Origin of the sequence: Roseovarius mucosus DSM 17069, from assembly GCF_000768555.3 — a bacterium.
GTDB classification, from domain to species: Bacteria; Pseudomonadota; Alphaproteobacteria; order Rhodobacterales; family Rhodobacteraceae; genus Roseovarius; species Roseovarius mucosus.
This window is the reverse complement of the sequence record NZ_KN293987.1, coordinates 1-26795: the sequence shown is the minus strand read 5'-3', so window position 1 is coordinate 26795 and position 26795 is coordinate 1. Positions and strand designations below refer to the sequence as shown.

The 26795-nt window shown below is 63.7% G+C and carries 30 protein-coding genes; 26 read left to right on the top strand and 4 right to left on the bottom strand.

All coding sequences use genetic code 11. From position 1 onward, the window contains the following. Positions 1-192: 192 nt before the first annotated feature. From ROSMUC_RS16140 to ROSMUC_RS16110, 7 genes are all read left to right on the top strand, one after another. Complete coding sequence (locus ROSMUC_RS16140) at positions 193-609, top strand: hypothetical protein (RefSeq protein ID WP_037275398.1); 417 nt, start codon at positions 193-195, stop codon at positions 607-609. 62 nt (positions 610-671) lie between these two features. Then, a complete protein-coding gene (locus ROSMUC_RS16135; RefSeq protein WP_037275396.1) occupies positions 672-1004 on the top strand; it encodes a type II toxin-antitoxin system PrlF family antitoxin in 333 nt (110 codons plus the stop codon). Between the two features lie 2 nt (positions 1005-1006). After that, a complete protein-coding gene (locus ROSMUC_RS16130; RefSeq protein ID WP_037275395.1) occupies positions 1007-1498 on the top strand; it encodes a type II toxin-antitoxin system YhaV family toxin in 492 nt (163 codons plus the stop codon). 772 nt (positions 1499-2270) lie between these two features. Further along, positions 2271-2588: a DUF736 domain-containing protein gene (locus ROSMUC_RS16125; protein WP_037275394.1), complete on the top strand. Its 318-nt coding sequence runs from the start codon at positions 2271-2273 to the stop codon at positions 2586-2588. Positions 2589-2985: 397 nt separating this feature from the next. Beyond that, entirely contained in the window at positions 2986-4182 is a 1197-nt protein-coding gene (locus ROSMUC_RS16120; RefSeq protein WP_037275410.1) for a hypothetical protein, read from the top strand. Between the two features lie 313 nt (positions 4183-4495). Continuing rightward, the gene (locus ROSMUC_RS16115; RefSeq protein ID WP_075571756.1) at positions 4496-4711 is read left to right on the top strand and encodes a transcriptional regulator domain-containing protein; all 216 of its coding nucleotides are present in this window, start codon (positions 4496-4498) and stop codon (positions 4709-4711) included. Beyond that, positions 4638-5276 (top strand): DUF2285 domain-containing protein, encoded by a 639-nt coding sequence (locus ROSMUC_RS16110; RefSeq protein WP_206018469.1) that lies wholly within the window; start codon positions 4638-4640, stop codon positions 5274-5276. Before ROSMUC_RS16115 ends, ROSMUC_RS16110 begins: the two co-directional genes overlap by 74 nt. 31 nt (positions 5277-5307) lie before the next feature. Here ROSMUC_RS16110 and ROSMUC_RS16105 read toward each other — a convergent pair whose 3' ends face one another. Further along, a complete protein-coding gene (locus tag ROSMUC_RS16105) occupies positions 5308-5595 on the bottom strand; it encodes a DNA -binding domain-containing protein (protein WP_037275393.1) in 288 nt (95 codons plus the stop codon). 471 nt (positions 5596-6066) lie between these two features. On the opposite strand from ROSMUC_RS16105, the gene ROSMUC_RS16100 reads away from it, so the two are divergent. The 9 genes from ROSMUC_RS16100 to ROSMUC_RS21695 all read left to right on the top strand — a co-directional run bounded on the left by ROSMUC_RS16100 (position 6067) and on the right by ROSMUC_RS21695 (position 13026). Beyond that, on the top strand, positions 6067-6339 hold the full coding sequence (locus ROSMUC_RS16100; protein WP_037275391.1) for a helix-turn-helix transcriptional regulator: 273 nt from the start codon (positions 6067-6069) through the stop codon (positions 6337-6339). Then, a complete protein-coding gene (locus ROSMUC_RS16095; RefSeq protein ID WP_037275389.1) occupies positions 6340-7368 on the top strand; it encodes a replication initiator protein A in 1029 nt (342 codons plus the stop codon). After that, on the top strand, positions 7365-8018 hold the full coding sequence (parA, locus tag ROSMUC_RS16090) for a ParA family partition ATPase (protein ID WP_037275388.1): 654 nt from the start codon (positions 7365-7367) through the stop codon (positions 8016-8018). Before ROSMUC_RS16095 ends, parA begins: the two co-directional genes overlap by 4 nt. Beyond that, positions 8015-8269 carry a hypothetical protein gene (locus ROSMUC_RS16085; protein WP_037275387.1) on the top strand — a complete coding sequence of 85 codons (255 nt, stop codon included), beginning with the start codon at positions 8015-8017 and terminating at the stop codon, positions 8267-8269. Before parA ends, ROSMUC_RS16085 begins: the two co-directional genes overlap by 4 nt. Further along, the gene (locus ROSMUC_RS16080) at positions 8266-8784 is read left to right on the top strand and encodes a DUF2840 domain-containing protein (protein WP_037275385.1); all 519 of its coding nucleotides are present in this window, start codon (positions 8266-8268) and stop codon (positions 8782-8784) included. Before ROSMUC_RS16085 ends, ROSMUC_RS16080 begins: the two co-directional genes overlap by 4 nt. Beyond that, positions 8781-9326 (top strand): S26 family signal peptidase, encoded by a 546-nt coding sequence (locus ROSMUC_RS16075; RefSeq protein ID WP_037275384.1) that lies wholly within the window; start codon positions 8781-8783, stop codon positions 9324-9326. Before ROSMUC_RS16080 ends, ROSMUC_RS16075 begins: the two co-directional genes overlap by 4 nt. Next, entirely contained in the window at positions 9305-9742 is a 438-nt protein-coding gene (locus tag ROSMUC_RS16070) for a DUF736 domain-containing protein (RefSeq protein ID WP_425442827.1), read from the top strand. Before ROSMUC_RS16075 ends, ROSMUC_RS16070 begins: the two co-directional genes overlap by 22 nt. A 4-nt stretch (positions 9743-9746) precedes the next feature. Beyond that, the gene (locus ROSMUC_RS16065; RefSeq protein WP_075571755.1) at positions 9747-10658 is read left to right on the top strand and encodes a lytic transglycosylase domain-containing protein; all 912 of its coding nucleotides are present in this window, start codon (positions 9747-9749) and stop codon (positions 10656-10658) included. 313 nt (positions 10659-10971) lie between these two features. Then, positions 10972-13026, top strand: coding sequence for a relaxase/mobilization nuclease domain-containing protein (locus tag ROSMUC_RS21695; protein ID WP_037275381.1), 2055 nt, complete (start codon positions 10972-10974; stop codon positions 13024-13026). Positions 13027-13078: 52 nt separating this feature from the next. On the opposite strand, the gene ROSMUC_RS16055 is transcribed toward ROSMUC_RS21695, so the two are convergent. The 3 genes from ROSMUC_RS16055 to ROSMUC_RS16045 all read right to left on the bottom strand — a co-directional run bounded on the left by ROSMUC_RS16055 (position 13079) and on the right by ROSMUC_RS16045 (position 17240). Next, on the bottom strand, positions 13079-14473 hold the full coding sequence (locus ROSMUC_RS16055; protein WP_037275380.1) for an efflux transporter outer membrane subunit: 1395 nt from the start codon (positions 14471-14473) through the stop codon (positions 13079-13081). 125 nt (positions 14474-14598) lie between these two features. Then, positions 14599-16209, bottom strand: coding sequence for a DHA2 family efflux MFS transporter permease subunit (locus ROSMUC_RS16050; RefSeq protein WP_052115423.1), 1611 nt, complete (start codon positions 16207-16209; stop codon positions 14599-14601). Beyond that, positions 16206-17240, bottom strand: a complete 1035-nt coding sequence (locus tag ROSMUC_RS16045; protein WP_037275379.1) for an HlyD family secretion protein — start codon at positions 17238-17240, stop codon at positions 16206-16208. Before ROSMUC_RS16045 ends, ROSMUC_RS16050 begins: the two co-directional genes overlap by 4 nt. Before the next feature lie 89 nt (positions 17241-17329). Between ROSMUC_RS16045 and ROSMUC_RS16040 the strand changes: the two genes are divergently transcribed. The 10 genes from ROSMUC_RS16040 to trbK-alt form a co-directional block, all read left to right on the top strand. Continuing rightward, complete coding sequence (locus ROSMUC_RS16040; protein ID WP_037275377.1) at positions 17330-17950, top strand: TetR/AcrR family transcriptional regulator; 621 nt, start codon at positions 17330-17332, stop codon at positions 17948-17950. Between the two features lie 35 nt (positions 17951-17985). Then, positions 17986-18945 (top strand): LysR family transcriptional regulator, encoded by a 960-nt coding sequence (locus tag ROSMUC_RS16035; protein WP_052115422.1) that lies wholly within the window; start codon positions 17986-17988, stop codon positions 18943-18945. Positions 18946-19124: 179 nt separating this feature from the next. Continuing rightward, a complete protein-coding gene (locus ROSMUC_RS16030; protein WP_037275376.1) occupies positions 19125-21113 on the top strand; it encodes a conjugal transfer protein TraG in 1989 nt (662 codons plus the stop codon). Between the two features lie 10 nt (positions 21114-21123). After that, positions 21124-21585 carry a ribbon-helix-helix domain-containing protein gene (locus ROSMUC_RS16025; protein WP_037275400.1) on the top strand — a complete coding sequence of 154 codons (462 nt, stop codon included), beginning with the start codon at positions 21124-21126 and terminating at the stop codon, positions 21583-21585. Between the two features lie 193 nt (positions 21586-21778). Next, positions 21779-22711 carry a P-type conjugative transfer ATPase TrbB gene (gene trbB / locus ROSMUC_RS16020; protein WP_425442829.1) on the top strand — a complete coding sequence of 311 codons (933 nt, stop codon included), beginning with the start codon at positions 21779-21781 and terminating at the stop codon, positions 22709-22711. Next, positions 22708-23040: a TrbC/VirB2 family type IV secretion system protein gene (locus ROSMUC_RS16015; protein ID WP_037275373.1), complete on the top strand. Its 333-nt coding sequence runs from the start codon at positions 22708-22710 to the stop codon at positions 23038-23040. The genes trbB and ROSMUC_RS16015 overlap by 4 nt, the downstream gene beginning before the upstream one ends. Next, positions 23040-23321, top strand: a complete 282-nt coding sequence (locus tag ROSMUC_RS16010) for a VirB3 family type IV secretion system protein (RefSeq protein ID WP_037275372.1) — start codon at positions 23040-23042, stop codon at positions 23319-23321. The genes ROSMUC_RS16015 and ROSMUC_RS16010 overlap by 1 nt, the downstream gene beginning before the upstream one ends. A 13-nt stretch (positions 23322-23334) precedes the next feature. Further along, entirely contained in the window at positions 23335-25821 is a 2487-nt protein-coding gene (trbE, locus tag ROSMUC_RS16005) for a conjugal transfer protein TrbE (protein ID WP_037275370.1), read from the top strand. After that, positions 25818-26594, top strand: a complete 777-nt coding sequence (gene trbJ / locus ROSMUC_RS16000) for a P-type conjugative transfer protein TrbJ (protein ID WP_037275369.1) — start codon at positions 25818-25820, stop codon at positions 26592-26594. Before trbE ends, trbJ begins: the two co-directional genes overlap by 4 nt. Before the next feature lie 14 nt (positions 26595-26608). Beyond that, on the top strand, positions 26609-26795 hold a 187-nt coding region (trbK-alt, locus tag ROSMUC_RS15995; RefSeq protein ID WP_037275367.1), incomplete at its 3' end, for a putative entry exclusion protein TrbK-alt.

Below are 26795 nucleotides of genomic sequence, written 5' to 3'. Positions count from 1 at the left end.
AGCGGCCCCGGCCTTCCATCGGGAAAAATCCGGCCGCGCGGCTTCCCCGCGCGGCCGGATGACCTCGACAAATCAAGGACCGTCAACCCAACAGGCTCGACAGGACAAGGACATAGAGGCACCATCGCCATGGTGGGCAGTCATCGTCACGATTGCACGAAAGGCGGTGCAGTAAGGTAAAGGTGAAAGATCATGGTCGCAGTGATGTTCATGAGTGTTGCGCTGGTCGCGCTTCTTTGCGTCCTCGCCTACACGCTCGCTATTTATGCGCTGCCCTTCATGCTCGGGCTGACAGCCGCGCAATTCGCCTATCAGACCGGCTCGGGCTTGATCGGCGCGGGGCTGGTCGGGCTGTTCTCCGCTGGCGTTGCTTTCGGTGTCCTGGCGGTGCTGTTCGAGACGATCCGCTCGCCCGCCATCCGCTTGATCGTGGCGCTTGTGTTCACCTTTCCCGCCGCCGTCGCGGGCTATGCGCTGGTCCATGGCTTCACCAAGGAAGCCGTGCCGTCTGAAATTTGGCGACAAATCTTCTGCATCGTCGGCGGCGGATGCGTCGGCATAGCGGCATGGATGCGCTTGGCGGCGGGCGTCGGGCAACCGGCTCGATAGCCGATCTTGACAAGGTAAGGAAATTTCCTTACATACGCCAGAGATCAAATTTGGAGCCAGCCATGGGCGCGCTGCTGAAAGAAGAAAGCACTATCACCGCCAAAGGCCAGACGACCGTTCCCAAGGTCGTCCGGCAGGCTTTGGGCGTGGACTACGGCGGACGCATCGCCTTCTTTGTTGACGATCAGCACCGAGTCTATGTCGAGAAGGCGACGGAAGATGCCAGCGATCCGGTCGTGGATCGTTTCCTTGAATTTCTGGCGCGGGACATGAGCAAGCACCCCGGCACATCCGTCGTCACGCTGCCCGCCAGCCTGCGTGATCGCGTGGCCGCGCTTGTCGGAGACATGGACGTTGACCTCGATGCCGAAATCGATGGGGTTGTCGCGCTCTAGCCATGCTGACAATCAACGGCTGGACCATTCTCGCGCATCCCCTCTTTCTCGATCAGTTGGAAAAGCTGACCGACGCCGTTGAGGCGTTGAAGGCCAAGAAGCCCGACGAATACCAGAGGAACGCGAGCACGAAGCTCTTGGCGGCTTTGAACAAGCTCGTGTTCCAGACAATCCCTGCCGATCCGACCGCGACCACCTATCGGCAAGGCTCGACGCTCGGCGAGGCGCATAAGCACTGGTTCCGGGCCAAGTTCGGCAATGGTCGCTTCCGCCTGTTCTTCCGCTATGACTCGACCGCGAAAATCATCATCTTCTCCTGGGTGAATGATGAAAAGACATTGCGCACCTATGGCGCAAAGACCGACGCCTACAAGGTGTTCAGAGGGATGCTGGAGGATGGCAATCCCCCTGACGATTGGGCCGCGCTTCGTAAGGCCGCGTCCGATCAAGCCGCAGTTGACCGGCTGGAAAAAGCCTCGCCCCCGAATCCATGACGAACATGGTGGTGGACGTCACAGCATTATGGCGTTGCCCTTCGGGCCGGGCTTTCGGCTGCGCCGGAACCACGCCTTCGGCGCGTTTCCGCCATTCGGCTTCAATCCCATAACGCAAGGGGCGACGGCGGCCATTTCGCGGCAAGCCCCACACAGTTGAGCAAGGCAGTTCGGGGAGCCGGTCCTAGTCGTCACGGCAGGACCACGACGAGGTTGTGGGACTTTCCGCCCTCGGCTTCGACCGGCCGGCGGATCAGCGCCGGGAAAGCGCCCGGACTATCCGCTTGGCCGAGGCATTGCGCAGCGCCCCGCAGGCGGTCTTCCAGCCACACCGGACCCGGCAGCACCGGCGAAGGTCAGACGAGACCACACCCGCTATCGCCCTCGCTGGCGACAGGGCGAACTCACCTTGCCGGTCGGATCAGAGAAGACCGCACCGGCGCAGTCCATGCAGCACCGTCCCCGGTCCCGTCGAGGCGCAGGACGGCCGCCATTGCCGTATTCCACGCGATTTCCTGAAACGGGCGCTCCATCCGCGTCCTCGATCTGGCAAGGTCTGACCGAAGACCGGCTTCGCCTCGCTCGTCTTCCCGCAACGTCCGTCGCCAGCTTTTTTCCGCCACCTTCGGCTTTGCAGCGCGAAACAAAAAAGCTGCCGCCGGCCGCCTTCCACTTCGTTCCAGCCCCAAGGGGTGCGGGGCCGATCGTCCCCGGTCTCACGACCGCCATCGAGGTCGCAATGGTGCGGCCCGACAGGAAAAGGAATACGACAATGGCAACCATCGGCACCTTCACCAAGAACGAGAACGGCGCGGGCTTCACCGGCGCGGTCAAGACCCTGACCCTCAACGTCAAGGCCAAGTTCACCGTCACCGAGAGCGACAGCGAGCGCGGCCCCGACTTCCGCATCTTCGCCGGAGCCACCGAGTTCGGCGCGGCCTGGAAGAAGATCGCCCGCGAGACGCAGCGCGAATATCTCTCCGTCAAGCTGGACGATCCGAGCTTCCCGGCACCGATCTACGCCAGCCTGGTCGAAGCCGAGGACGGAAAGTCCCACAACCTCATCTGGTCTCGCCGCAACGGCGACTGAGACCGAAACCCCGACTGCCCCGCTCATCCGAGCGGGGCTTCTTTTTGCTCATGGCCGCCGCCTCTCAAGGAATAAGGAGATCGGGATAGGAGACTTTCCGGTTTTCAGGTTTTCCGTATCCCGATCAGATCGTCTCCCCGGCCGCCGCTTCGCTTTGGCCGGGCCGGTTGCTTGGGGGCGCTGCCCCCTGGCGCGGCACAAGGGCGGCCGGGCGGTATCCCCAGCCTTCCGCGCGGATGCGTGCTTCGCACCTTCGTCATGACTTCGATCCGCTTGTGCAGGCCGGGTGATCCCCCTCCGCCCGTCCGCCCTTGCACCTTGCACCCCCCGGTCTCGCCGACGGGCAGGGTTGCAGCGCAGCGCTGCGCTCCAACCCAAGCCCATGAAAGGAAAGACCATGAACACCATGACCCTGAACCATCAGCAGCAGCCCGTTTCCAAGGGCTTCCGCGTGGATATTTCGCGCGGCGAGAATATCGGCCGCGTGTCGTCGGAATGGTTTTCGCGCCCGGATGATGAGCGGTATCTTTCGCTGACCGAGCTTTACGACGCCGTGAAGGGGCGAGCGGATCGCGCCAAGGCCCGCACCGTGGAGAGCCGCGCCGTGCGCGTGGAAGCCAGCCGCGACGACGCGGAACGGCTTTCGCTAATCGTTCCCGGACAGGAGCAGCCCGTCGCTCCGACGCATTGGAGTTTCGGGCAGCTTTGCAGCCTTGTCGGCGCACCGGCCCGCTACCTGCGCGACCTTCCCGCACCGCTGGCGGGCATCAATCTGCAACATGGCCTTGTCAGCCATCGCGGCGAATTGGTGAAGACACTGGAAACCGAGGACGGGCGCGTTGAGCTTCGCGCCGTGACCGGCCCGGATTATGGCCGTATCTGGGACCACGAGCTTGTCGCCGCCGTCATGAAGATCGCCGGCAATGGCGTCGGCGATACCATGTGGAAGGTGCCGGGCGTTCTGGATTGGGCGACCATGACGCACAATCCCTTTGTGGACGTGACCAAGGACACGACCACGCTTTACGCCAGCGACCGCGACGTATTCCTGTTTCTGGTCGACGATACGCACCCCATCGAGGCCGGACGCCTGCCGAACGGCGAGCCCGACCTTTATTTCCGGGGCTTTTATTGCTGGAACAGCGAAGTCGGATCGAAGACCCTCGGCATCGCCTCTTTCTATCTCCGGGCGGTTTGCATGAACCGCAACCTTTGGGGCGTAGAAGGGTTCGAGGAAATCAGCATCCGGCACAGCAAGTTTGCCGCGCAGCGTTTCGCCCATGAAGCGGCCCCGGCTTTGTCCAGTTTCGCCAATTCCTCGCCCGCGCCGTTCGTGGCCGGGATCAAGGCGGCGCGGGAGCGGATCGTCGCCCGCACCGATGAGGACCGCGAAACCTTCCTGCGCAAGCGCGGGTTCAGCAAGGCCGAGACCGGCAAGATCATCGAGACCGTGCTTTCCGAGGAAGGCCGCCCGCCCGAAAGCATCTTTGACTTTGTGCAGGGCATGACGGCCCATGCCCGCAGCAAGGCCCATCAGGACAGCCGGCTTGAACTGGAGGCGAAGGCCAAGACCTTGTTGGAAAAGGCCGTATAACCATCAGAGCCGCGCAGCCGAAAACCCGGTTGCGCGGCTTCCCGCTTTTCCGGCTTTCAGGGTTCCAAAATTTTCCGCCGATCCGGCGACACGGATCGGCGTTGCGGCCATGCCCGGAAAAATGGCCGCGCTCGCCGGGCTGCGCCCGGCTCGCAAAATCACGCAAACACTGTTAAGAAGAAAATAACTATAAGTGTTCTGGATATACGAACAACATTTCAGATCATTCCGACTATTTCCCGCATAGGTAGTGTCCGAAACTCCTTAGTCCGGGTGTCCCCCCAAGCACCCGCGAGTAAAGAGAGGGTGCGCCATGCTGAAGATCAATTGGCGGGCGCCGGCGGCCTACAGGCACACGCGAAAGATTCCCGCCGCCGGATTCGCCTGGGAGTATCTTCGTCGCAACGACGATTACCGAGAGGATTTCCGGCTTCTTGTCCGCGCGAAACGCCCGGATGCGACCGAGCTGGAAGCCTTCGTCCGGCGCTGGGGTTTGCGATTTCCCGCACGATCCCGACGCCGCGCCTGACCGCGATCCCCTGTTCTGGTCGCCCCGGTTCCAGCCGCACGCCGTCAAACTGGTGCCGGCCGAACCGGATGAGATGGCAAGCCAGCCGACCGTCGTTCTTGCCCATCTCGACGGCCTCGACCTGCGCCGCGCCGCCGATGGCTGGCACGGCATCTGGCAGGCGGACGGCATCGAACACCAATTCTGGTTATCCGAATCCGTGCCGGATGCGGCGGCGTTCTACGCCGTCAAACTGCCTCTGGATGACTTCATGGAACTTCGCGCCCATGCGGCGCGGCGCTTCTGGCGATCCCTCAAGGGCCGAACGCCTGGCCCCGACTTCCGCAACATGCCCGCCCAGCTCCGGCAATGGCATATCCTGTCCCTGCGCGCCCTTGACGCCCGGCTGCGCGGCGAGAGCTACCGCACCATTGCCGAAGTCCTGCTTGGCTTTCGGGGCGCAAAGGAAGACTTCGAGAGCGACCCGAGCAAGAACAAGGCACGTCGCCTCGTTGCCCATGGTATCAGGATGATGCGCGGCGGCTATCGGCTCCTGCTGCACTATCCCATCAAGGTCGATTCGTAGTCGCGCCGAAGACCTACCGTCATCTATGGTCTCACGCCTTGTTGGCGGCGGCCTGTTCCAGTATCCGCTTGTAACCCTCACGCGAAAGCCATTGCGCGCGTTCGAGATGGCTTTGCCAGCATCGGCGTGTCCTGAACTCGTCGCCGACCGGATCGCGGTGTAGCACGATCCCGGCCACTTCCTTCCAGTCCGCGCCTTCCGCCTTCGCATCGAGCAGCCGCAGATAAGTCACGAAATGCGCTTCGTCATAAGGCGTGATGTCGTTTCCCGTTGGCGCTTCATCGTCCACATCGGGATCGAGCTCGACGGGCGTTCGCATCGTCGTTCCCCTTCTACCCGGAAGAGCCGTGGCTTGCGGTGCGCCCCCGCAATTGGCCCCTCTGACCTGGTGATCGGGGAGTTAGTAACCGTGACTAGACGGCCCTATGACCTTTAGGCGGGCAGCCCTGGACATACGCCATAGGCTCCCCGACCATAAGGTTCGAGGATGGTGGTGCCGTCACGGTCGGCACCAACCGCTAGTCAGGGGTTACTAAGCCCCAAAGCAGCGCGTCTGCTCCGCGTTCAGTCTTACCCGACCCGCACGGGATTGTCTTCGTCGAATTGGCACGACACTCCCCGGCACCCTGAATCTCTCCATCTTTTCAGCCTGATCCCGCCCCGGAGGGGGGTGCCGCCAGCGCGGTAACGCAAATGCGGCACGCTACAGGCCGCCGGTCCCTCGCCATGGTTCGCCATAGCGCGCCGCCGTCATCGGCAGCGCCATCCATTGACGAACCGGAGGTAATCCATGGCAAACCGCCGCAATGCGGACCTGCCGCCGCGCCTGCTGCGCACAAAGGAAGCCGCACGCTTCCTCGGCATTTCGATCCGCACCCTTGAAAAGCACCGCACCTACGGAACCGGCCCGCTCTATCGAAAGATCGGCGGCCGTGTCCTCTATACCCTGCGCGATCTGGAAGTCTGGAGCGCCATCGGCACGCGCAAATCCACCAGTGACACAAGTGCCGGCACCGTCTTCGCCGCACGCCCGCTCACCCCCGAAGAGCGGGATGAGTGTTGAATGCTGCGCGACTACGACCATACCCCCGCGCAGCCGGCCGAGGACAGCGAGCGCAGCCGCCTCGACCCCTTCGTGGTTGCGACCGGCGACGCCGCCCCGCGCGACCAGCGCGACCTGATGGAACGGCCATTCTTCTCGCTGGCGAAGCGCCCGCGCACCAAGCCGATTCTTTACCGGGCCGCCGATGTGGAGGTGCAGGTGTTCGCCATGCCCGAACACGGCATGGCGACGATCTGGGACGCCGATGTGCTGATCTGGGCCGCAAGCCAGATCGTCGCGGCCGAGAACGACGGCTTCACCACGTCGCGCTTCTTCCGCTTCATGCCCTACCAGCTCCTACGCGCCGTGGGGCGAGCCACCGGCAACCGGGATTACCTGTTGCTCAAGGCCGCGCTCGCCCGCCTGCAATCCACCGTCATCGCTACGACGATCCGCAACGGGAAGCATTGGCGGCGGCGGCAATTTTCATGGATCAACGAGTGGGAGGAAATGACGACGCGCGCCGGGCGCGTGGAGGGCATGGAGTTCGTCCTGCCCGAATGGTTCTACGCCAGCGTCATCGACCGTTCGCTGGTGCTGGCCATCGACCCGGCCTATTTCCGCCTGACCGGCGGCATCGAGCGCTGGTTGTATCGCGTCGCCCGCAAGCACGCCGGACACCAGCCCGAGGGCTGGGCGTTCGAGGTTTCCCACCTTCACCAAAAATCCGGCAGTTCCGCCCGGCCGTCCGACTTCGCGCTCGACCTGCGCCGGATCACGGCCCGCCAGTCGCTGCCCGGCTATCGGCTCCAGATCGAGAGGGAGGACGGGCGGGAATTGCTGCGCTTTCTCCCCGAAAACTTATACACAGTGCCTGTTGATAACCATGTGAATCCCATCGGGACATTAGGCGCACGCAGTATCGGGACATTAGGCGCAAATCGCGCGCCGGACTCTATAGAAGAATCTAACAAAGAATCTAACTCTTCTTCTTTGACGCGCGCGCACGCGACCCATGGTGCCGGTGCCACCCGCAGAGGTGCGCCATGATCGTCGCGCTTTTGAACCAGAAGGGCGGCGTCGGCAAAACCACGTTGGCGCTTCATCTCGCCGGGGCCTGGGCGCAGCGGGGCCAGCGCGTCACCGTGATCGACGCGGACCCGCAAGGCTCGGCTCTCGACTGGTCGCAACGGCGCGGCCATGAAGGCTTGCCGAGACTGTTCAGCACTATTGGCCTGGCCCGCGACACGCTGCACCGTGAAGCCCCCGAGCTGGCCCGCGATGCCGATCATGTCGTCATAGACGGGCCGCCTCGCGTCGCCGGTCTCATGCGCTCGGCGCTGCTCGCTGCCGACCTGGTGCTGATCCCGGTGCAGCCATCCCCCTTCGACGGGTGGGCGTCGGCCGAGATGCTGGCGCTTCTGAATGAAGCCCGTATCTACCGGTCCGAACTGGCCGCCCGCTTCGTCCTCAACCGTTGCGGCGCGCGCACCGTCATCGCCCGCGAGACGGCCGAGACGCTGGCCGACCACGATCCGCCCTTGCTCGGCGCGACCGTGGGCCAGCGCGTCGTCTTCGCCGACGCCGCGCAGTCCGGCCGGCTTGCATCCGAGGTCGATGGCGACAGCCCTGCCGCGCGCGAGATCACGGCGCTCGCCGCCGAGATCGACCGGCTGCGCATCGGGAGGGCCGCGCCATGACCGGGCACACCCGCAAGCCCGGCTTCGCATCCCGGCCGGGCAATCCCGAAAGCTGGATCAGGGCGGCCGAGACGCCGCCGAACGGCAAAGCCGCCGGGGAAGCGTTCACCGCCCGCCTGACCATCGACATCACGCCCGAGCTGCGTGGCCGCATCAAGGTCGCGGCCTTCCGGCGCGGCATCACCGTCACCGACATGCTGCGCGACCTGCTGGCGCGCGAATTTCCATCCTGCGAGGGAGATCAACCATGACCCGACATGTAGCGCACCGCTTGCACGGCCGTCCGCTGCCGGATGGACCCGCGCCCTTCACCACATTGGTCGAACTGACCTTCCAGAAGCGCAAGATCGAGCACTGGATACGCTTCGGCCGCAAAAGCTACGAACAGATCCTCGACCGCCGCCGCAGCATCGTCGGCTTCGCGCCGGGCAGCATCTTCGCCTTTGTGCGATGGGCGTCCGGCGAGCATGGCACGATCATTTCGCGCATCGACATCCTGCGTGCCATCGGCCGCGGCGAGCCGTTCCAGACGCTGCCCTTCGTCCGCCCCGGCGGCGACATCCTGTTGCGTCTCGATAGCTGGGCGAAGGTGCAGCGTGCGCTTGCCGCCATCGACGCTGTGGAAGCCCTTGGCCTCGATCCGGCCGACATATCCCCGGAGCACTGGCGGCATGTCCACAACCGTCTGACCGCCGGTCTGGAGCCTCACGCCTACACGCCGGAGCGGCACGCCGCCTGGCTCGGCCGCCAGAGGATCGACCCATGACGCGCCGCCGTATCCTCATGGTAACGGCACTGGCCGTCACCGGCATTACAGCTGCCAGCGTCGCCGATCTTCCCACGAAACTGATCTGGAACGCCTCCGCCAGCGCGCCCATCGGCTTCTACACGGTCGGACCGGCCGACGCGCTCGGTGTGCCGGAGTTGGTCGCCGTCATACCGCCCGAACCACTGGAACGATTCATGGTCGAACGTGGCTATGTCGGGCGCGACGTGCCGCTCCTGAAGCGCGTCCTCGGACTGCCGGGGCAGCGGGTTTGCCGTTTGCGATCCACCATCATCGTCGATGGTGTGGAGATGGGTGAGGCGCTCGACCGCGACCGGATCGGCCGCGCTCTGCCCGTCTGGCAGGGCTGCCGCACCATCGGCGACGGCGAAATCTTCCTCATGAATTGGGAGGTCCGTGACAGCCTGGACGGCCGCTACTTCGGACCCATCCCCGCAAGCTCCGTCATCGGCCGCGCGCGGCCGCTCTGGACGGATGAGGAAGGCGACGGCCGCTACGAATGGCGCGCGCCGACGCACTGACCGCTTCCCCATCGGCGGGAGCGGTGCCCGCCGATGGTTTTTCCAACCTCACCGCCAAGGAGACTGTCATGCCCCAGATTGGCGAATTTGCGCGCGACGAGGCCGGCTTCATTGGACACCTCGGGACGCTCTTACTGCATCAGGACATCATCATCGTCGCGGCAGAGCCGTCCGACGCGGAGAACGCACCGGATTATCGCGTTCACCTCTTCGATGGCATGAGCAACGAAACCGGCCCGGAGATCGGCGCGGCCTGGAAGCGCACCGGCGAGAAGGCCGGCGAATATCTTTCCGTGCTACTGGACGATCCCACATTCCCGCATCCCATCCGCGCCAACCTGTTCCGGGACGACGATGCGGGCACGTCATGGTCGCTGCACTGGAGCCGCCCGAAGCCCCGCGACGAGCGGGACTAAGGCCATGCGATCCCGCGTCATCCCCACGCTCAAAACCCTCATCCCGTTGTTCGCGGAAAAGCCGTTTCATCCCGTCGTCCCGCTCAGGCGCAAGACGGCCGGCGCGCGCAGCGAAGGTCAGGGGCGGCCATCGGCCGGCGCTTGCGCCTTGCCCTTAACCGCAGCGAGCACGCTGGCAGGCTGGCGTCGTGGCGGAGACAGGGCGGCATGGCGTTATGTCGTTCTGCTAGCGGCCGCCATGCTGTCGCTCGGCGCGGGATCGGCAATGGCCGTTGCGCAATCGACGCCGATGGTCCGAACCGCCGCCGTCGATCCCCACGCCGCTTACATTGCCGAGGCGTCGCAGCGCTTCGGCATCCCCGAGCACTGGATTCGCGCCGTGTTGCGCACTGAGAGCGCGGGCGACGTGCGCGCGGTCTCAACAGCCGGGGCGATGGGATTGATGCAGGTCGTGCCCGACACCTGGGCGGGCCTGCGCATCCGTCATCGGCTCGGCCGCGATCCCTACGACCCGCGCGACAACATCCTCGCAGGCGCGGCCTATCTGCGCGAGATGTTCGACCGCTACGGCAACGTCGCGGCGATGCTGGCGGCCTATAACGCCGGTCCCGGTCGCTACGATGAATACCTTGCGACCGGCCGCGCGTTGCCATCTGAGACCCGCGCCTATGTCGCTGCGCTCGCGCCGATCCTCGGCGGCGGGGCTTCTCCCGATGCAGCGCCGCCACCGCCTGACTGGCGCGAAGCCCCGCTCTTCGTCACGCGCCCAACGGACGCGCGGATTGCCGCCGCGCCGCCATCCGGGGCGCAATCCGACGACGGCCGCGCAACCGTTCCGGTGCGCGATCCTTCCGATGCGGAGCCGGAAGCCGGTAGCATCTTCGTGGCCCGCGCTGACGATGGGAGCGCGCCATGAGAGTCATGTTCCCGCGCTCGGCGCGATCCGTTCCGGTGTCCAGTCAGGCAGGTTTGCGCCTGGCTGGATTCCCGGCGGGAAGGACGGAAAGGGCGGTAAGAAGGGAGGGCAAGATTGAAGGAACCGGCACCACAGGGGGCCAGTTCTGGAAATTGTTGTTGTCTGCACACTGGTTAGGCGGCCGTTTCCGGCACTGTTGCTTTGAGGCGTGGAGTGCCGCGATTTCGTGCAACGCCTTGGCGTTGCGGGGTTTCGACCGGCACCATACCCGCCGATTGCCCGATTTTCCGCGATTTCGACGGGAGGCGCATCCATGAGCGCCGACGACGAAAACCGCTTCCGTCCGAAGCCCGGCCGCATTCGCTCGGACACGCCGCGCGCGGGCAAGACAAAGAGCTTTCTCACCCAGGCGAAGAAGATCGCGCGCCAGCAGCGCCGCACCTCGCCCCGTGTCGGGTTCGGAACGGCGGCGTTCACGCCCGCGAGACCGGCCGGTTCGCATGTGGTCCTGTCGAGCGGCAAGGGCGTGAAGCGCGGGCGTGGCGCGGTCTTCGTCCGCACCCGCAATCTCGGCGGTGGCTGGCATCACCGGCAACCCGGCGCGCGGCGCGTCATGGTCCAGCAGCGCTACATTCTCCACCCCGGAAAGACCCGCAAGGCGCAAGCCCATCTGCGCTATATCCAGCGCGACGGCACCTCGCGCGACGGTGAGCGGGGCCAGCTCTATTCGTCGAATGAGGATCGCGTCGATGGTGACTCCTTCCTCGAACGGGGCCAGGACGACCGCCACCAGTTCCGGTTCATCGTCTCGCCCGAGGACGGCGCCGAGCTGTCCGACCTCACGGCCTATACCCGCGACCTCATGAGCCGCGTGGAAGGCGACCTCGGCACCAAGCTCGATTGGGTCGGAGTCAATCACTACAACACCGGCCACCCCCATGTGCATGTCATCGTCCGCGGCAAGGACGAGCTGGGGCAGGATCTGGTCATCAACGGCGATTACATCGTTCACGGTATCCGCGAGCGCGCCAGCGAGTTGGCGACGCTGGAACTCGGCCATGTCAGCGAGATCGAGCAGAGCCGCAAGCTCACCGCCGAAATAGATCAGGATCGTTTCACCCGCATCGACCGGGCCATGGCCGAGGAAGCCGATGGGCGGTTCGTCGACCTGCGCCATGAACCCGGAGAGCCAAAGCGGCAGTTCGAGCGCACGCTTCGCCTGCGCCGGCTGTCCAAGTTGGGACGCATGGGCCTCGCCACCGAACACGCGCCCGGTGTCTGGGAATTGAACGAGCGGTTGGAGCCGACCCTGCGCGAGCTTGGCGAGCGCGGCGACATTATCCGCACCATGCAAAAGTCGCTCGCCGCCGATGGGCATGAACGCGACCCCATGACCTTCCGCATCCATGAGGGCGCACCCGCTGCGCCCGTCACCGGCCGCGTCCTCGACAAATATCTCGCCAACGAGTTGGGCGACAATCTCACCGTCGTCGTGGACGGGATCGACGGACGGACACACCACATCGCCAATATCGATCCCATGCAGTTGGAGGATGCCCGGATCGGCGGCGTCATCGAGATCGGCCGGGCCGAGGCGACGGCCCGGCCGTCCGACCGCACCATTGCGACAATCGCCGAGGACGGCATCTATCGGCCGAGCCGCCATCTGGAACAAGCGAAGTTCGAGGGCCGCGTTCCGGGCGGCGACTATGAGGGCTATGTCGATGCCCATGTCCGCCGGCTGGAGGCATTGCGCCGCGCCGGGATCGCGGAGCGGATCGACGCCGACCAATGGCGCATCCCCGAGGACTTCGAGAGCCGTGCCGCCAGCTATGACGCCAGCCGCACCCGGCAGGCCAGCGTTCGCGTCCTGTCGGCCTTCGATCTGGAAAAGCAGATCGGCGCGGACGGCGCGACCTGGCTCGACCGGCGGCTGCTCTCCGCCGACGCATCGGATCTCGCTCCGGCCGGCTTCGGCCAGCAGGTGCGCGAGGCGATGGACCAGCGCCGAGAGCATCATATCGAACAGGGCGATGCCACACGCCGGCAGGACGGTCGAATCTTCTACCGGCGCAGGCTTCTCGCCACGCTGCGCGAGCGCGAGGTTGCCCGCGTCGGCGCTGAGATCGGCGAAAACAAGGGGCTGCCGTTTCGTGCAGCCACGGACGGCGAGAACGTCAGCGGCAAGTTCACCGGCACCGTGCAGCTATCCAGCGGCAAGTTTGCCGTGGTCGAGAAATCCCACGAGTTTACCTTAGTCCCGTGGCGGCCGGTCATCGACCGTCAGCTCGGCCGGGAGGTTATGGGCGTCGTGCAGGGGGGCTCCGTGTCATGGCAGTTGGGGCGATCACGGGGATTGGGGCTTTAGATGTGGTTCATGCCCTATCTAGTGTGTCTTACCCCTCCGTTCCTCCCTGCGCTCAGGACACAAGTGCGCCTTCAACGCCCTCCCACCCACCACCTAGAGCCTTGTAGAGAGCGGCGAGCTGCTGCAATTGTGCAGCCTTCGCTTGAAGGGCGAGGCGGTCCGCGCTGCTGAATGCCGACTGTGCCTGTAACAGCACGGTCAGGTCGTCCTCGCCCGCTACATAGCGCGTGTGGGCGATTTGGACGGCTTCATGCGCTTCTTCGCGAGCCTGGTCCCGCTCCTCCGTCGTTCGCTCCGCCGATGCGAAACGGTTGATCGCGATCTCACTATCAGCAAGTGCATTGAGCACGGCACGCTCATACCGGATTGTCGCCGCATCGGCGCGCGCATCCGCCGCACGAATTTGCGCGCGAATCCGGCCCGCAGAAAAGATCGGCCAACGGAACGACGGCCCGACCTGAAAGCGGAGGCTGTCACCCGAGAACAAGTCCCCCGGCGATCGAGCCTGCTGACCGAGCGTGCCAATGAGCGAAAAGCGAGGGAAAAGTTCGGCAGTTGCCACCCCCACGTCAGCGGTCGCGGCTGCGATGTCTCGTTCTGCCTGGCGCACGTCGGGTCGCCGGCGCAACAGATCGGCGCGCAACCCTACGGAAACATCGAGATTCGCCACTGGCAGCGGTGCCGGCGCTATGAGTTGGGCATAGCGCGTTTCCGGCGGCTCCCCGGTGAGGACTCCCAGGCGGAACGCTGCCGCTGCTGCATCTGCCTCAAACCCCGGTATCGCTCCCGCCGTCGTCCTCGCCTGCGCGCGTGCGCGCGTAAGATCGAAACGAGACGCCGTTCCTACCCGGAAGCGTTCCGCCACGATCTCGGCGATGCGGAATTGCGCTTGCGCGTCCTCCATCGTGCTGGCGCGGAGGCTTTGAGCGGTTCGCAGGTCGATATAGGAACGAACAACCTCGGCTATGACTTGGAGGACAACAGCGCGTCGGGCTTCTTCAGCGGCTTGAATGCGCGCGTTCGCACTTTCCACGGCGCGGTGCGTTCCGCCCCACAAGTCGATCTCCCAAGATGCATCGAAGCCGACATCGTAGATTGGAAACTCGGGGTCGAGCGCCGGAATCTTGCTTACCGGCAACTGCCCGTTGGAACTTAGCCGATTCTCGGCCACCGTTACGGACGCACCGACTTGCGGGAATTGCCGACCGAGAACGGCATCGCGGTTTGCTCGGGCCTCGCGCAGTCGGGCAGTCGCTTCATCCAGGTCTTTGTTGTTGGCAATCGCCGCATCGACGAGCGCAGTCAGCATCGGGTCGTTGAGTTTGTGCCACCATTCACCATCGACTTGCGCGATGTCCACTGGTGCCACCCATGTATCACGGATCGTTCCAGCGGGCGCTACATAGTCAGGTCCGACAACACACGCGCTCAACACTAGGCACGGCATAATCACACTGACTGGAAGGCGAAGAGAGGCATTTTGGCGGAAGCGCGTTGCGCTCGTTGTTGTCTCTAGCATGACAGGGCTTCGCTGCCGTCTTCCATTCCTGAACCTCTCAAGCCCTTCGCAATTCATGCTGGGCTCCCTTCTCTGGTGATTGGCGCGCGGCGAGCCTTACCCGCGCGCGAGAGAATGACCTTGATCGCGATGAGCAATGGTGCAGCGACCACGAATAGCAAAGCTATTGCAGCGAAGGCGGAGTTGAACGCGATGACAGTCGATTGTCCTGCAACGGCACGACCTAAGAGCATCAACGCAGACCGGCCAGCCTCTGCGGCATCCATTCCTTTACCGACCATTACTGATGTCATGGTCGTGATCCGCTCGCTTACAGCGGGAGAGCCAGCGGTGACATGAGCACTGAGAACGGCCTGATTGCCGGCGATTTGGTGGTCGATGAGCGTCTGGAGCGCGGCGACGCCCATAAGCCCACCTAACTGGCGCCCAACATTGAATAAGCCAATGCCGGACGCCAACATTTGACTCGGTAGCGCACAGAAAGCGATGAGCTGGATCGAAAGGAAGAGGAAACCAAGGCCGAGTCCGCGCAGAAGAATAGCGGGCATCATGTCATCCGAACCGCTCTGGCTGGTTGAACCGGAGAGCATCCACATGCCGACCATAATCAGCAGGATACCAAACGGCACAGTCGCAATCGGAGGAACCTTCCTCATTTGCATCAGAAATGCCGCAAGAAGAAGGGCCGTGACGAACAGCGCACCACTTGGAAGTAGGAGTTGCCCCGCGTCAGTCGGCGTAAACGCGAGGACAGACACAGCGAACGATGGAATGAGGTAGGCGCTTCCAAATAATGCAGCGCCTGCCACAAAGCTGACCACGAACGCGAAGGCGAAATCATCCGTTCGAAATACGCCGAGATCGAGCAACCCTCGTTCTTGGACGGCAAATTGGCGGGCGATGAAAGCCAGAAAGGCGATGGTTGCTGCACTCGCCAGCCATATGATCCTGGGTTCGTCGAACCAATTCCAGCGGCTGCCCTGACTGCAAATGTAGGTGAGACAGGCAAGGGTCACAGAGAGCAGCGCGAACCCTAGCCAGTCGAACGGACGTCTCGGAGACGGCTCAATGGCATGGTCCTCTACCATTAGGAGAAAGCCCACCGCCATCGCGGCGATAAGAGCATTACCGAAGAAAATCCATGTCCAAGATTCATTGTCGAGCAGCCAGCCTTGCAGCGCGGGTGCAATCGTGGCTGGTGCTACAACAGAACCCATCGCAAAGAGCGCCTGTATGATCGGCTGATGTGATCGAGTATAGGCTAGGAACAGCAAGGTTTGGCCGGAGATAAGTAAAACTCCTCCAACGAAACCTTGTAGGACGCGCAGTGCTACTAGTGTTTCCAGGTTGGCAGTAAATGCTGCGAGCGCGCAAGCCATGCCCATCGTGATCGTCGCTAACAGCACCAGCCTGCGTGGATTGATGCGCGTGATGAGCCACGGCGCGGTGATGAAACCCATTAGCTTGAAGGCCGTGTAGCCCATATCCAACCACGCAAATTCATCCGGCGTGGCGTAAGTATCGCCAATAATGTCACCACGACCGAGTGACAGAACGGTGCTCGCCACAGCCTCGGTAACGGCCGCGAGCATGATCGCCACTACTAGGAGTCCGCCAGCGCGCGCCGGTTCAGCTATCGGTTGGGGCGCGGTCAGCGATCTCATTTGCCGCTGTTCCGATCAATGATGATCCGTGCCGATAGTCCTGGGACAATGCGGCCGGGAAGGGGGTTGTTAACAAGGCGTATCTTGACCGGAACACGCTGCACTACACGGACGAAATTGCCAGTTGCATTGTCAGAAGGAAGCAAGCTGAACGCCGAGCCGCTGCCTGGAGCAAAGCTATCTACGACTCCATCAAAAGTATTGTCGGGATAGCCATCAATATAGATGCGCACCTGTTGTCCTGGCCGAATTTCTGCGACTTGCGTTTCCTTGAAATTTGCTACCAGCCAAATGTTATCGACAGGAACGATGTCGAGCAGGGGTGCGCCCGGCGATACAAGACGACCGACCCGCACTTGTCGATTGCCAACAACACCTCCAACGGGAGCACGAACGACCGTGCTTTCGAGGTCAATTCTCGCCAAATCTCGTGCTGCTTCAGCCTGCGCGACAGCCGCAAGTGCGGCTTCTCGCTGAGTTGCGAGGACGTTGATGCGTTCCTGCTGAGCGTCTAGGGCAGCGGATGCAGCGTCCACGGCGGCTTCAGCGCGTGTGCGGGCGGCATCACTTTCGTCGACCTGGGCCTGACTTACCGCGCTCGACCGGATCAGTTGCCGGCGACGATCACTAGCTTTTGTGGCAAGGCCAAGCTCAGCTATTGCGGACTGCCGCTGAGCCGTCGCCTGCCGGATCATGGCCTGTTGGAGCGAACTTTCCGCGTCGATGTTAGTGAGCCGTGCCCGAGCGGCTCGGACATTAGCTTCGGCCTGCGCCAAACGCGCGCGATAATCTCTATCGTCGATACGAAAGAGTATATCTCCGGCTTCAACAGATTGATTATCCTGGATTTCAACTGCCGTGACATAGCCTCCGACCTTTGGTGCAAGAGAGGTCACATCGCCGCGAACATAGGCATTATCTGTCGAAATTTCCGCGCTCGACCTACCCCACATCCAAGCAGCCGCGCCGAGAGCGACAGCGACAAGGCAGAGCAGCACGCCAATCAGCTTTTTTCTATTGAGCTGCGCCACGCCGCCCTCCGGTAATCATTGTTACCGTTGACTCACTATGGTAACGCACGTTACCAGTCAAGGGATTTCGGTAAGATGAGGGTCTAGGGATGACGGTCGCAGCGAAGCAGGAACGGGCATTAGGCCGTCGCGAGGCTCTGCTCGCGGCTGCTGCTGAGATTTTTTTCGAGCATGGCTATGCTGCGACGAGCATCGACGCGATCATCGAGCGAGCAGGCGGATCAAAGCGCAACATTTACAATGAGTTCGGAAACAAGGAAGGCTTGTTTGCAGCTCTTGTCAGCACGTTCGCTGAGAAAGCTCTGTCGCCTCTCGTTATCGAAGAGATAGAAGGCCGAGATCTTCGCGAAACGCTGATCGTGTTCGGCCATCAGCTTATGGACATCTATATGTCACCAGCCTTGATCGGTGTTTATCGGGCCGTGGTGGCAGAGGCTAGCCGACACCCAGACCTAGGACGAACATTTTACGAATGTGGACCTGCCCGTGCAACAAGTCGGCTCGCTGAGGTATTAGAAGCCGCTAAGATACGAGCTGAGATTCAAGCAGATGATTACTTCCGCATTGCCGATCATTTTGTTGGTCTAATTCGGGACAATCTGCACCTGCAAGTCGTCCTTGGTCTTCGTCCACCGCCTAATGAAGCTGAAACCCGTCACGCGGTGCGTTCGGCGGTCGATCTTTTCCTCATGGGGGTCAAGCCGCGCTAAACGGCTGATCGCAGCCTAAAAGGTATTCGCGATCAATGCGGCGGCGGTTTTCCAAGAACACAGAAATAGAACAAAAGTCTCTATTGCTCAGGGGACGTATTCCTCTTGCGTCTCTCATTCAAGCCATCGCCGTAGCGGAACATCTCAATTTTCGACATGCTGCCAACTCACTTGGCGTTAGCCTGTCAACTGTTAGCGCCCGCGTGAAGACTTTGGAGCAAGACCTTGGCATCCTCCTGTTCGAACGTCACGCGCGGGGTGTTCGGCTGACAGAGGCCGGACGCCAGTTCGTCGAACTTGTCACGGCCGGCGTCGATCAGTTGGACTATGCGGTGAAGACAGCAGGCATGGTAGCATCTGGGGATTGCGGGCGTCTTCGCGTCGGCGTCCATGCCCTCATTCCTCAAAGTTTTCTTGCCGAATTGATCGGCCAGTATCACGAGGATTATCCGCGCATCGACATTGAAATGACGGAATGCACATCCCGCGATGCCCTCATGCAGCTTCGCACCAATCAGCTCGACGTTGTTTTCGTGGCGGGCGCACCCGACCTCCCCGACTGCCATTCACGAAGGATTTGGACGGAGCCGCTTGTCGCGGCATTACCAGCACTGCATCGGCTCGCCGAACAGTCTGTCGTGACATGGGCGGATTTGGCGAGCGAGACATTCCTTGTCCGCTATGGCGGCACCGGCCCGCAGGTTCATGACCATATCGTGCTGCGCTTGGCGGGGAGTTGGTCTGCACCTTCGATCCTGCGCATTGACGTAGGGCGCGGCGCATTGCTTTCCATGGTCGGACAAGGCTTTGGCATCACCATCGCCAGCGCTGCCACATCCCTGCTACCGACATCTGGCGTGGTCTTCCTGCCGTTCACAGACGAGCCGGAGCCGGTTCCGTTCTCGGCCGTCTGGTCGCCGTTCAATCGTAGCACGACACTCCACAATCTACTTTCGCTTGCAGATGAAATGGGGCGGCCGTTCCGCGCCGACTGAATCTCGATTCGTTTCGAGCAATCGGCGTAGGCAACGGCGCAGTCCGTTAGGACACGCCACAACCATCCTATTTGCCGCCGATAGTATCCGGCAACCCTCCTCCGTCCGTTTTCCTGTTGCGTATCCCGGAGTTGCCTATTCTCTGATCGGCTCCGTCCTTTTTGCAGACAGGAGCCTTTATGCGCGGAGGCAGAATCCTTTGGGGGCAGATCGCCGTCGTCTTCACCATCGTTCTGGTGATGGTGTGGGCGGCGACGCAATGGACGGCGTTCCGCCTCGGCTTCCAGCCGCAGCTTGGAGCACCATGGTTCGAGCTGGCGGGCCTGCCGGTCTATTATCCGCCCGCCTTCTTCTGGTGGTGGTTTTCCTTCGACGCCTATGCGCCCGCGATCTTCGTCGAGGGCGGCATCATCGCGGTATCGGGCGGCTTCCTCGCCATCGCCGCCGCCATCTTCATGTCGATCATCCGGGCGCGGGAGGCGCGCAACGTCGCCACCTACGGATCGGCGCGATGGGCCGAGGACAGGGAAATTCGTTCCGCCGGGTTGCTCGGCCCCGATGGCGTGGTGCTCGGCCGATACGAGCGCGACTATCTGCGCCATGATGGACCGGAGCATGTTCTTTGTTTCGCCCCAACCCGCAGCGGCAAAGGCGTCGGCCTTGTCGTGCCGACGCTACTGACCTGGCCGGGAAGCTGCATCGTCCATGACATCAAAGGGGAGAACTGGACGCTGACAGCTGGCTTCCGCGCGAAACATGGCCGGGTGCTGCTGTTCGATCCGACCAATGCCAGATCGTCCGCCTACAACCCGCTGCTGGAGGTCCGGCAAGGCGAATGGGAAGTCCGCGACGTGCAGAACATCGCGGATATTCTGGTCGATCCCGAGGGCAGTCTCGACAAGCGCAACCATTGGGAAAAGACTTCCCATTCGCTTCTGGTCGGCGCGATCCTGCATGTTCTCTATGCGGAGGAGGACAAGACGCTGGCGGGCGTCGCCAACTTCTTGTCCGATCCCCGCCGCCCGGTCGAGGCGACCTTGCGCGCGATGATGAATACGCCGCATCTCGGCGAGGCAGGCGTTCATCCCGTCATTGCATCGTCGGCGCGCGAGCTGTTGAACAAATCCGAGAACGAGCGCAGCGGCGTCCTCTCTACAGCCATGTCCTTTCTCGGCCTCTACCGCGATCCGGTGGTGGCGCGCGTCACCGCACGATGCGACTGGCGCATTGCCGATCTGGTCGGCAGCCGCCAGCCCGTCACGCTCTATCTGGTCGTGCCGCCATCCGACATAAACCGCACCAAGCCGCTCATCCGCCTGATCCTCAACCAGATCGGCAGGCGGTTGACGGAGGAACTGACTACATCCGGCAAGCGCCATCGGCTGCTGTTGATGCTGGACGAGTTTCCGGCCCTCGGCCGGCTCGATTTCTTCGAGTCCGCCTTAGCGTTCATGGCGGGCTACGGCCTCAAATCCTTCCTGATCGCGCAAAGTCTCAACCAGATCGAGCGCGCTTACGGCCAGAACAATTCGATCCTCGACAACTGCCATGTGCGGGTCAGTTTTGCGACCAACGACGAACGCACGGCCAAGCGGGTGAGCGACGCGCTCGGCACCGCGACCGAGCTGCGCGATTCCACCAACTATGCCGGGCACAGACTGGCCCCGTGGCTCGGGCATCTCATGGTGTCGCGGCAGGAGACGGCCCGGCCGCTGCTCACGCCCGGCGAGATCATGCAGCTACCGCCCACCGATGAAATCGTGATGGTCGCGGGCACGCCGCCGATCCGCGCCACCAAGGCCCGTTACTACGAGGACGCGCGGTTTCAGGAACGCATCCTGACCCCGCCCGATCTGGTCGCCGCTCCGCTGGCGCCCAGCCCATCCGCCGATGACTGGTCCGGCCGCGTGGTCGCGGCGGAAAGCCATTCCGCGCCGGCCACCGCAGACGGGGCCGAGGGCGATCCGGCCAATGCCGGCATCCGCCGCGAGCCGGAATTGCCCGAGCATGAGGAAATCGTCGCCCCGCCTCCGTTGCCCGAACAGGAGTTCGAGTTTCTGGACGACGAGCCGGACGTTGACGCGGCCAAGGCCCGCGCCATGCGCCAGCGCATGAGGACGGTCGCGCGGCAGGTGGCGATGAACCCCGATGATGGAATCGAGCTTTGAGGACACGCCCATGACCACGCGCACCCGCATGAACGTCTATTTCGACCCGGACCTGCTCAAACAGGTCGACATGCTGGCGCTACGCCGCAACGTCTCGAAATCCGCCATCGTCGAGGCCGCCGTCGCTTCCTTCCTGTCCGGCGACGCGGCGGATCGGCTGGAGGCGGCCATGTCGCGCCGTCTGGACCGGCTCGGCCGCCAGATGGACGGGCTCGACGAAGATCTCGCTGTGCTCGGCGAGACGCTTTCGCTATTCGTCCAGTTCTGGCTGACCATCACCCCACCGATCTCCGATACCGGGCAATCGTCCGCCCGTGCGAAAGGTGTGGAACGGTTCGAGGGCTTCATTCAGACCCTCGGCAAGCGCCTCGCCACCGGGGACAGGTTCCTCAAGGAGCTGTCGCGCGATGTCGATTCGCTACGGGACAGTCCGACGCAGGGGCTGTCCGATGCTGAGGGCGACCGATCCTGAATTTTCAAACCGTCCTATTTACCGCCGATCACCGCCGATGGCCGCACGCGCGTAAATAATTGTTGAATCGGCCAAAAACCGGGTTCTTTTAATCGACCCCGATGCGGGGACCGACTGTTGCGCGCCCCGTAGAAAGCGGGGCGAGATGACCTTCACCGACCACCGACAGGAAATCATCGGGCGCGGGGCACGGATGTTGCGCACCGCGCTCGGGCCTTCCATCGCGCAGTTTCTCGAAGACCCGGCCGTGCTCGAGGTCATGCTGAACCCGGATGGCCGCATCTGGATCGACCGCCTTTCCGAAGGACTGGCCGATACGGGCGAAACCATGTCGCCGGCCGATGGCGAACGCATCGTTCGGCTGGTCGCGCATCATGTTGGCGCGGAAGTTCATGCCCGCAGCCCGCGCGTCTCGGCCGAACTGCCGGAGAGCGGGGAACGGTTCGAGGGCCTGCTGCCACCCGTGGTCGCCGCGCCGGCCTTCGCCATCCGCAAGCCCGCCGTGGCGGTGTTCACGCTAGACGACTATGTGGCAGCAGGGATTATGACCAGCCTTCAGGCCGAAGTGCTGCGTCTGAACGTCGCCACGCGAGCCAACATCCTTGTCGCGGGCGGCACCAGCACCGGCAAGACCACGCTGACCAACGCGCTGCTCGCCGAGGTGGCGAAGACGCAGGATCGCGTCGTCATCATTGAAGACACCCGCGAGTTGCAATGCGCCGCGCCCAATTTGATCGCCATGCGGACGAAAGACGGCGTGGCGACGCTTTCCGATCTGGTCCGGTCTTCCCTGCGCTTGCGCCCCGATCGCATTCCCATCGGTGAGGTGCGGGGCGCCGAGGCGCTCGACCTGCTCAAAGCCTGGGGCACCGGCCATCCGGGCGGGATCGGCACCATCCATGCCGGCACCGGCATCGGCGCGCTACGCCGCCTTGAACAGCTCATTCAAGAGGCAGTCGTCACCGTCCCGCGCGCGCTGATCGCCGAGACTATCGACCTTGTTGCCGTCCTTTCCGGGCGCGGTTCCGCCCGCCGGTTGTCCGAGCTTGCCCGTGTCGAGGGGCTGGGGCCGGACGGCGACTACCGCATCACCCCCGCAACCAGTCCGAAAGGAGATTCCGAATGATCCGTCATGCAATCCGGGTCCGCGGCCATATCGCCACGGCCGTCGCCTTCACCTGGGGCAGCCTGCTCATGGCCCCGGCGGCCCATGCCGCCGGTTCGTCGATGCCGTGGGAGCAGCCCTTGCAGCAAATCCTCCAGTCCATCGAGGGGCCGGTCGCCAAGATCATCGCCGTAATCATCATCATCGTGACCGGCCTGACTTTGGCGTTCGGCGATACGGGCGGCGGTTTCCGTAAGCTGATCCAGATCGTGTTCGGCCTGTCCATCGCGTTCGCCGCATCGAGCTTCTTCCTGTCTTTCTTCTCGTTCGGCGGCGGGGCACTCGTTTGATGGCGGGCGGCCTAGAACAGCTCGATGCGGTGCCGGGATTCTCGATCCCGGTCCATAGGGCGCTGACCGAGCATATCCTGCTCGGCGGCGCACCGCGCTCCATCGCGATTCTGAACGGGACGCTCGCCGGGGCCGTGGGCCTCGGCCTGCGCCTCTGGCTGGTCGGCATCGCCATATGGGCCATCGGCCATTTCGCGGCCGTATGGGCGGCCAAGCGCGACCCTCTCTTTGTCGAGGTCGGGCGGCGGCATCTCCGCGTCCCCGGCCATTTGGCGGTTTGAGGGAGGCGCGTCGATGATGAACCTTGCCGAATACCGCCGCACCGCCACCCGGCTCGCCGACTATCTGCCATGGGCGGCGCTGGTCGGCTCCGGCGTCGTCTTGAACAAAGACGGCTCGTTTCAGCGCACCGCGAAGTTCCGCGGTCCCGATCTGGACAGCGCCGTCGCCGCCGAGCTGGTCGCCGTCGCCGGCCGCATCAACAATGCCGTGCGCCGCCTCGGCTCCGGCTGGAGCATCTTCGTCGAGGCGCAGCGCAGCGAAGCCGCGACCTATCCCGACAGCACCTTTCCCGATCCCGCATCGGCGCTGGTCGATGCCGAGCGCAAGGCCGGTTTCGAGGAAGCAGGCACGCATTTCGTGTCGGGTTACTTCCTGACCTTCCTCTGGCTGCCCCCGGCCGAAGAAGCCGCCCGCGCCGAAACATGGCTCTACGAGGGCCGCGAGAAAACCGGCGTGGACCCGTGGGAGCTGCTCCGCGCCTTCATCGACCGCACCGACCGCGTGCTGGCCTTGCTCGACGGCTTCATGCCGGAGTGCGGTTGGATGGATGACGGCGCGACGCTGACCTATCTCCATTCCACCATCTCGACCAACCGGCATCGCGTGCGCGTGCCGGAAGTGCCGATGCACCTCGACGCGCTGCTCGCCGACCAGCCCTTGACCGGGGGGCTGGAGCCGCGCCTTGGCGACGCGCATCTGCGCGTGCTGACCATCGTGGGATTCCCGACCGCGACGACGCCGGGCCTGCTCGACGAAATGAACCGCCTGCCGTTCCCCTACAGGTGGAGCACCCGCGCGATTTTGCTCGACAAGACCGACGCGACGCGGCTGCTGACCCGCATCCGCCGCCAATGGTTCGCCAAGCGCAAGTCCATCGCCGCGATTCTGAAAGAGGTAATGACCAACGAGGCGTCCGCCCTCGTGGACACCGACGCGGCCAACAAGGCGCTCGACGCCGACATGGCCTTACAGGAGCTTGGGGCGGACGTGGCGGGCATGGCCTATGTCACGGCCACCGTCACCGTATGGGATGCCGATCCGCGCATAGCCGACGAGAAGCTGCGCCTGGTCGAGAAGATCGTTCAGGGCCGCGACTTCACCGCCATGCCCGAAAGCGTCAACGCGGTTGACGCATGGCTCGGCAGCCTGCCCGGACACGCCTACGCGAATGTCCGGCAGCCGCCTATCAGCACTTTAAATCTCGCCCACATGATCCCGCTTTCGGCGGTGTGGGCGGGGCCGGAACGGGACGAGCATTTCGGTGCGCCCCCTTTGCTCTTTGGAAAGACCGAAGGCTCAACGCCGTTCCGGCTAAGTCTCCATGTCGGCGACGTAGGCCACACCCTTGTCGTCGGCCCCACGGGAGCGGGCAAGAGCGTGCTGCTCGCCCTTATGGCCTTGCAGTTCCGGCGCTATGCAGGATCACAGGTGTTTGCCTTCGACTTCGGCGGCAGCATCCGCGCCGCGTCGCTCGCCATGGGCGGCGACTGGCACGACCTTGGCGGCGGGCTGACAGAGGGGGCCGAGGCGTCCGTCTCGCTCCAGCCGCTCGCCCGCATCCACGACACCTATGAACGCGCATGGGCGGCGGACTGGATCGCGGCCATCCTCATGCGCGAAGGCGTCGCCATCACGCCCGAGGTGAAGGAATATCTTTGGACGGCGCTGACTTCGTTGGCCTCGGCCCCGGTCGAGGAACGCACCATCACCGGCCTTGCGGTGCTGTTGCAATCCAACGATCTGAAACAGGCACTCCGGCCGTTCTGCGTCGGTGGTGCCTATGGCCGGCTGCTGGACGCCGAAGCCGAACATCTCGGCTCGGCGGACGTGCAGGCGTTCGAGATCGAGGGGCTGGTCGGGACCGGCGCGGCCCCGGCCGTCCTGTCCTACCTGTTCCACCGCATCGGCGACCGGCTCGACGGACGCCCCACGCTGCTCATCATAGATGAAGGCTGGCTCGCGCTGGACGATGAAGGTTTCGCCGGCCAGCTCCGCGAATGGCTGAAAACGCTGCGCAAGAAAAACGCCAGCGTCATCTTCGCCACGCAAAGCCTGTCCGACATCGACGGCAGCAACATCGCGCCCGCGATTATCGAGAGCTGCCCGACGCGACTCCTGCTGCCGAACGAGCGGGCCATCGAACCGCAGATCACGGCCATCTATCGCCGCTTCGGCCTCAATGACAGGCAGATCGAAATCCTCGCACGGGCCACGCCCAAGCGGGATTATTACTGCCAGTCACGGCGCGGTAATCGCCTGTTCGAGCTTGGCCTGTCCGAGGTCGGCCTCGCGCTCTGCGCCGCATCCGCCAAATCCGACCAGACCCTCATTACGCAGATCGTCACTGAGGCCGGCCGCGACGGCTTCCTTGCCGCATGGCTGCGCGAGCGCGGCGTCGATTGGGCGGCCGACCTGATCCCCAACCTCACCAATCTTGCCGACCGGCCGGAATCCGCCGCGCCGGCCCGGCTCGATACCCCACAGGAGATTCTTCCATGACCTATCCCAAGATCGTAGGGGCCTCGGCCCTCGCGCTGGCGCTCGCCGTGCCCGTCGCGCTTTCGCCCATGCTGGCAGGCCCGGCCCATGCGCAATTCGGCTTCGGCCGGATCGTCTATGACCCGAGCAACTATGCGCAGAACGTCCTCACGGCGGCCCGGACTCTGGAGCAGATCAATAACCAGATCACCAGCCTCCAGAACGAGGCGCAGATGCTCATCAATCAAGCCCGCAATCTGGCGAGCCTGCCATATTCCTCGCTTCAACAGCTCCAGCAGAACGTCCAGCGCACGCAGCAGCTTTTGGGGCAGGCGCAGAACATCGCGTTCGAGGTCGGGCAGATCGACCAAGCGTTCCAGAGCCAATACGGCAATGTCTCGCTATCGGCGACCGACGCCCAGCTGGTCGCCGATGCGCGCGGCCGATGGGAGAACACGGTTGGCGGTTTGCAGGACGCTATGCGCGTGCAGGCGGGCGCGGTCGGCAATATCGACACCAACCGCGCCGAGATGGCCGCGCTTGTCGGCCAGAGTCAGGGCGCGACCGGCGCGCTGCAAGCCACGCAGGCCGGCAACCAGCTTCTCGCCCTCCAGTCGCAGCAGCTTTCCGACCTGATCGCCGTCATCTCGGCGAACGGTCGGGCCGACGCTCTGACCGAAGCGGAACGCGCCGCCGCTGCCGAACAGGGCCGCGAGCAGCGCCGCCGCTTCCTGACGCCGGGCAGCGGCTATCAGCCGGGCAACGCGCAGATGTTCAACAACGGCAACAACTGACCGGGAGGCTCGCCATGGACGGCAAGATGCTGGCCCGGCTCGGGGCCTTGGTGTTCGTCGCCATCGCCGTCACGGCGACCGCAATCGACATGGCGCGGAAGGACGAGCCTTCCGCGCCAAGGCCCGCATCGGCGCTCCAGCCCCCGGCCGATCCGCTGCGCGAAACCCTGCGCCGTTGCCAGCGGCTCGGCGAGGCGGCGG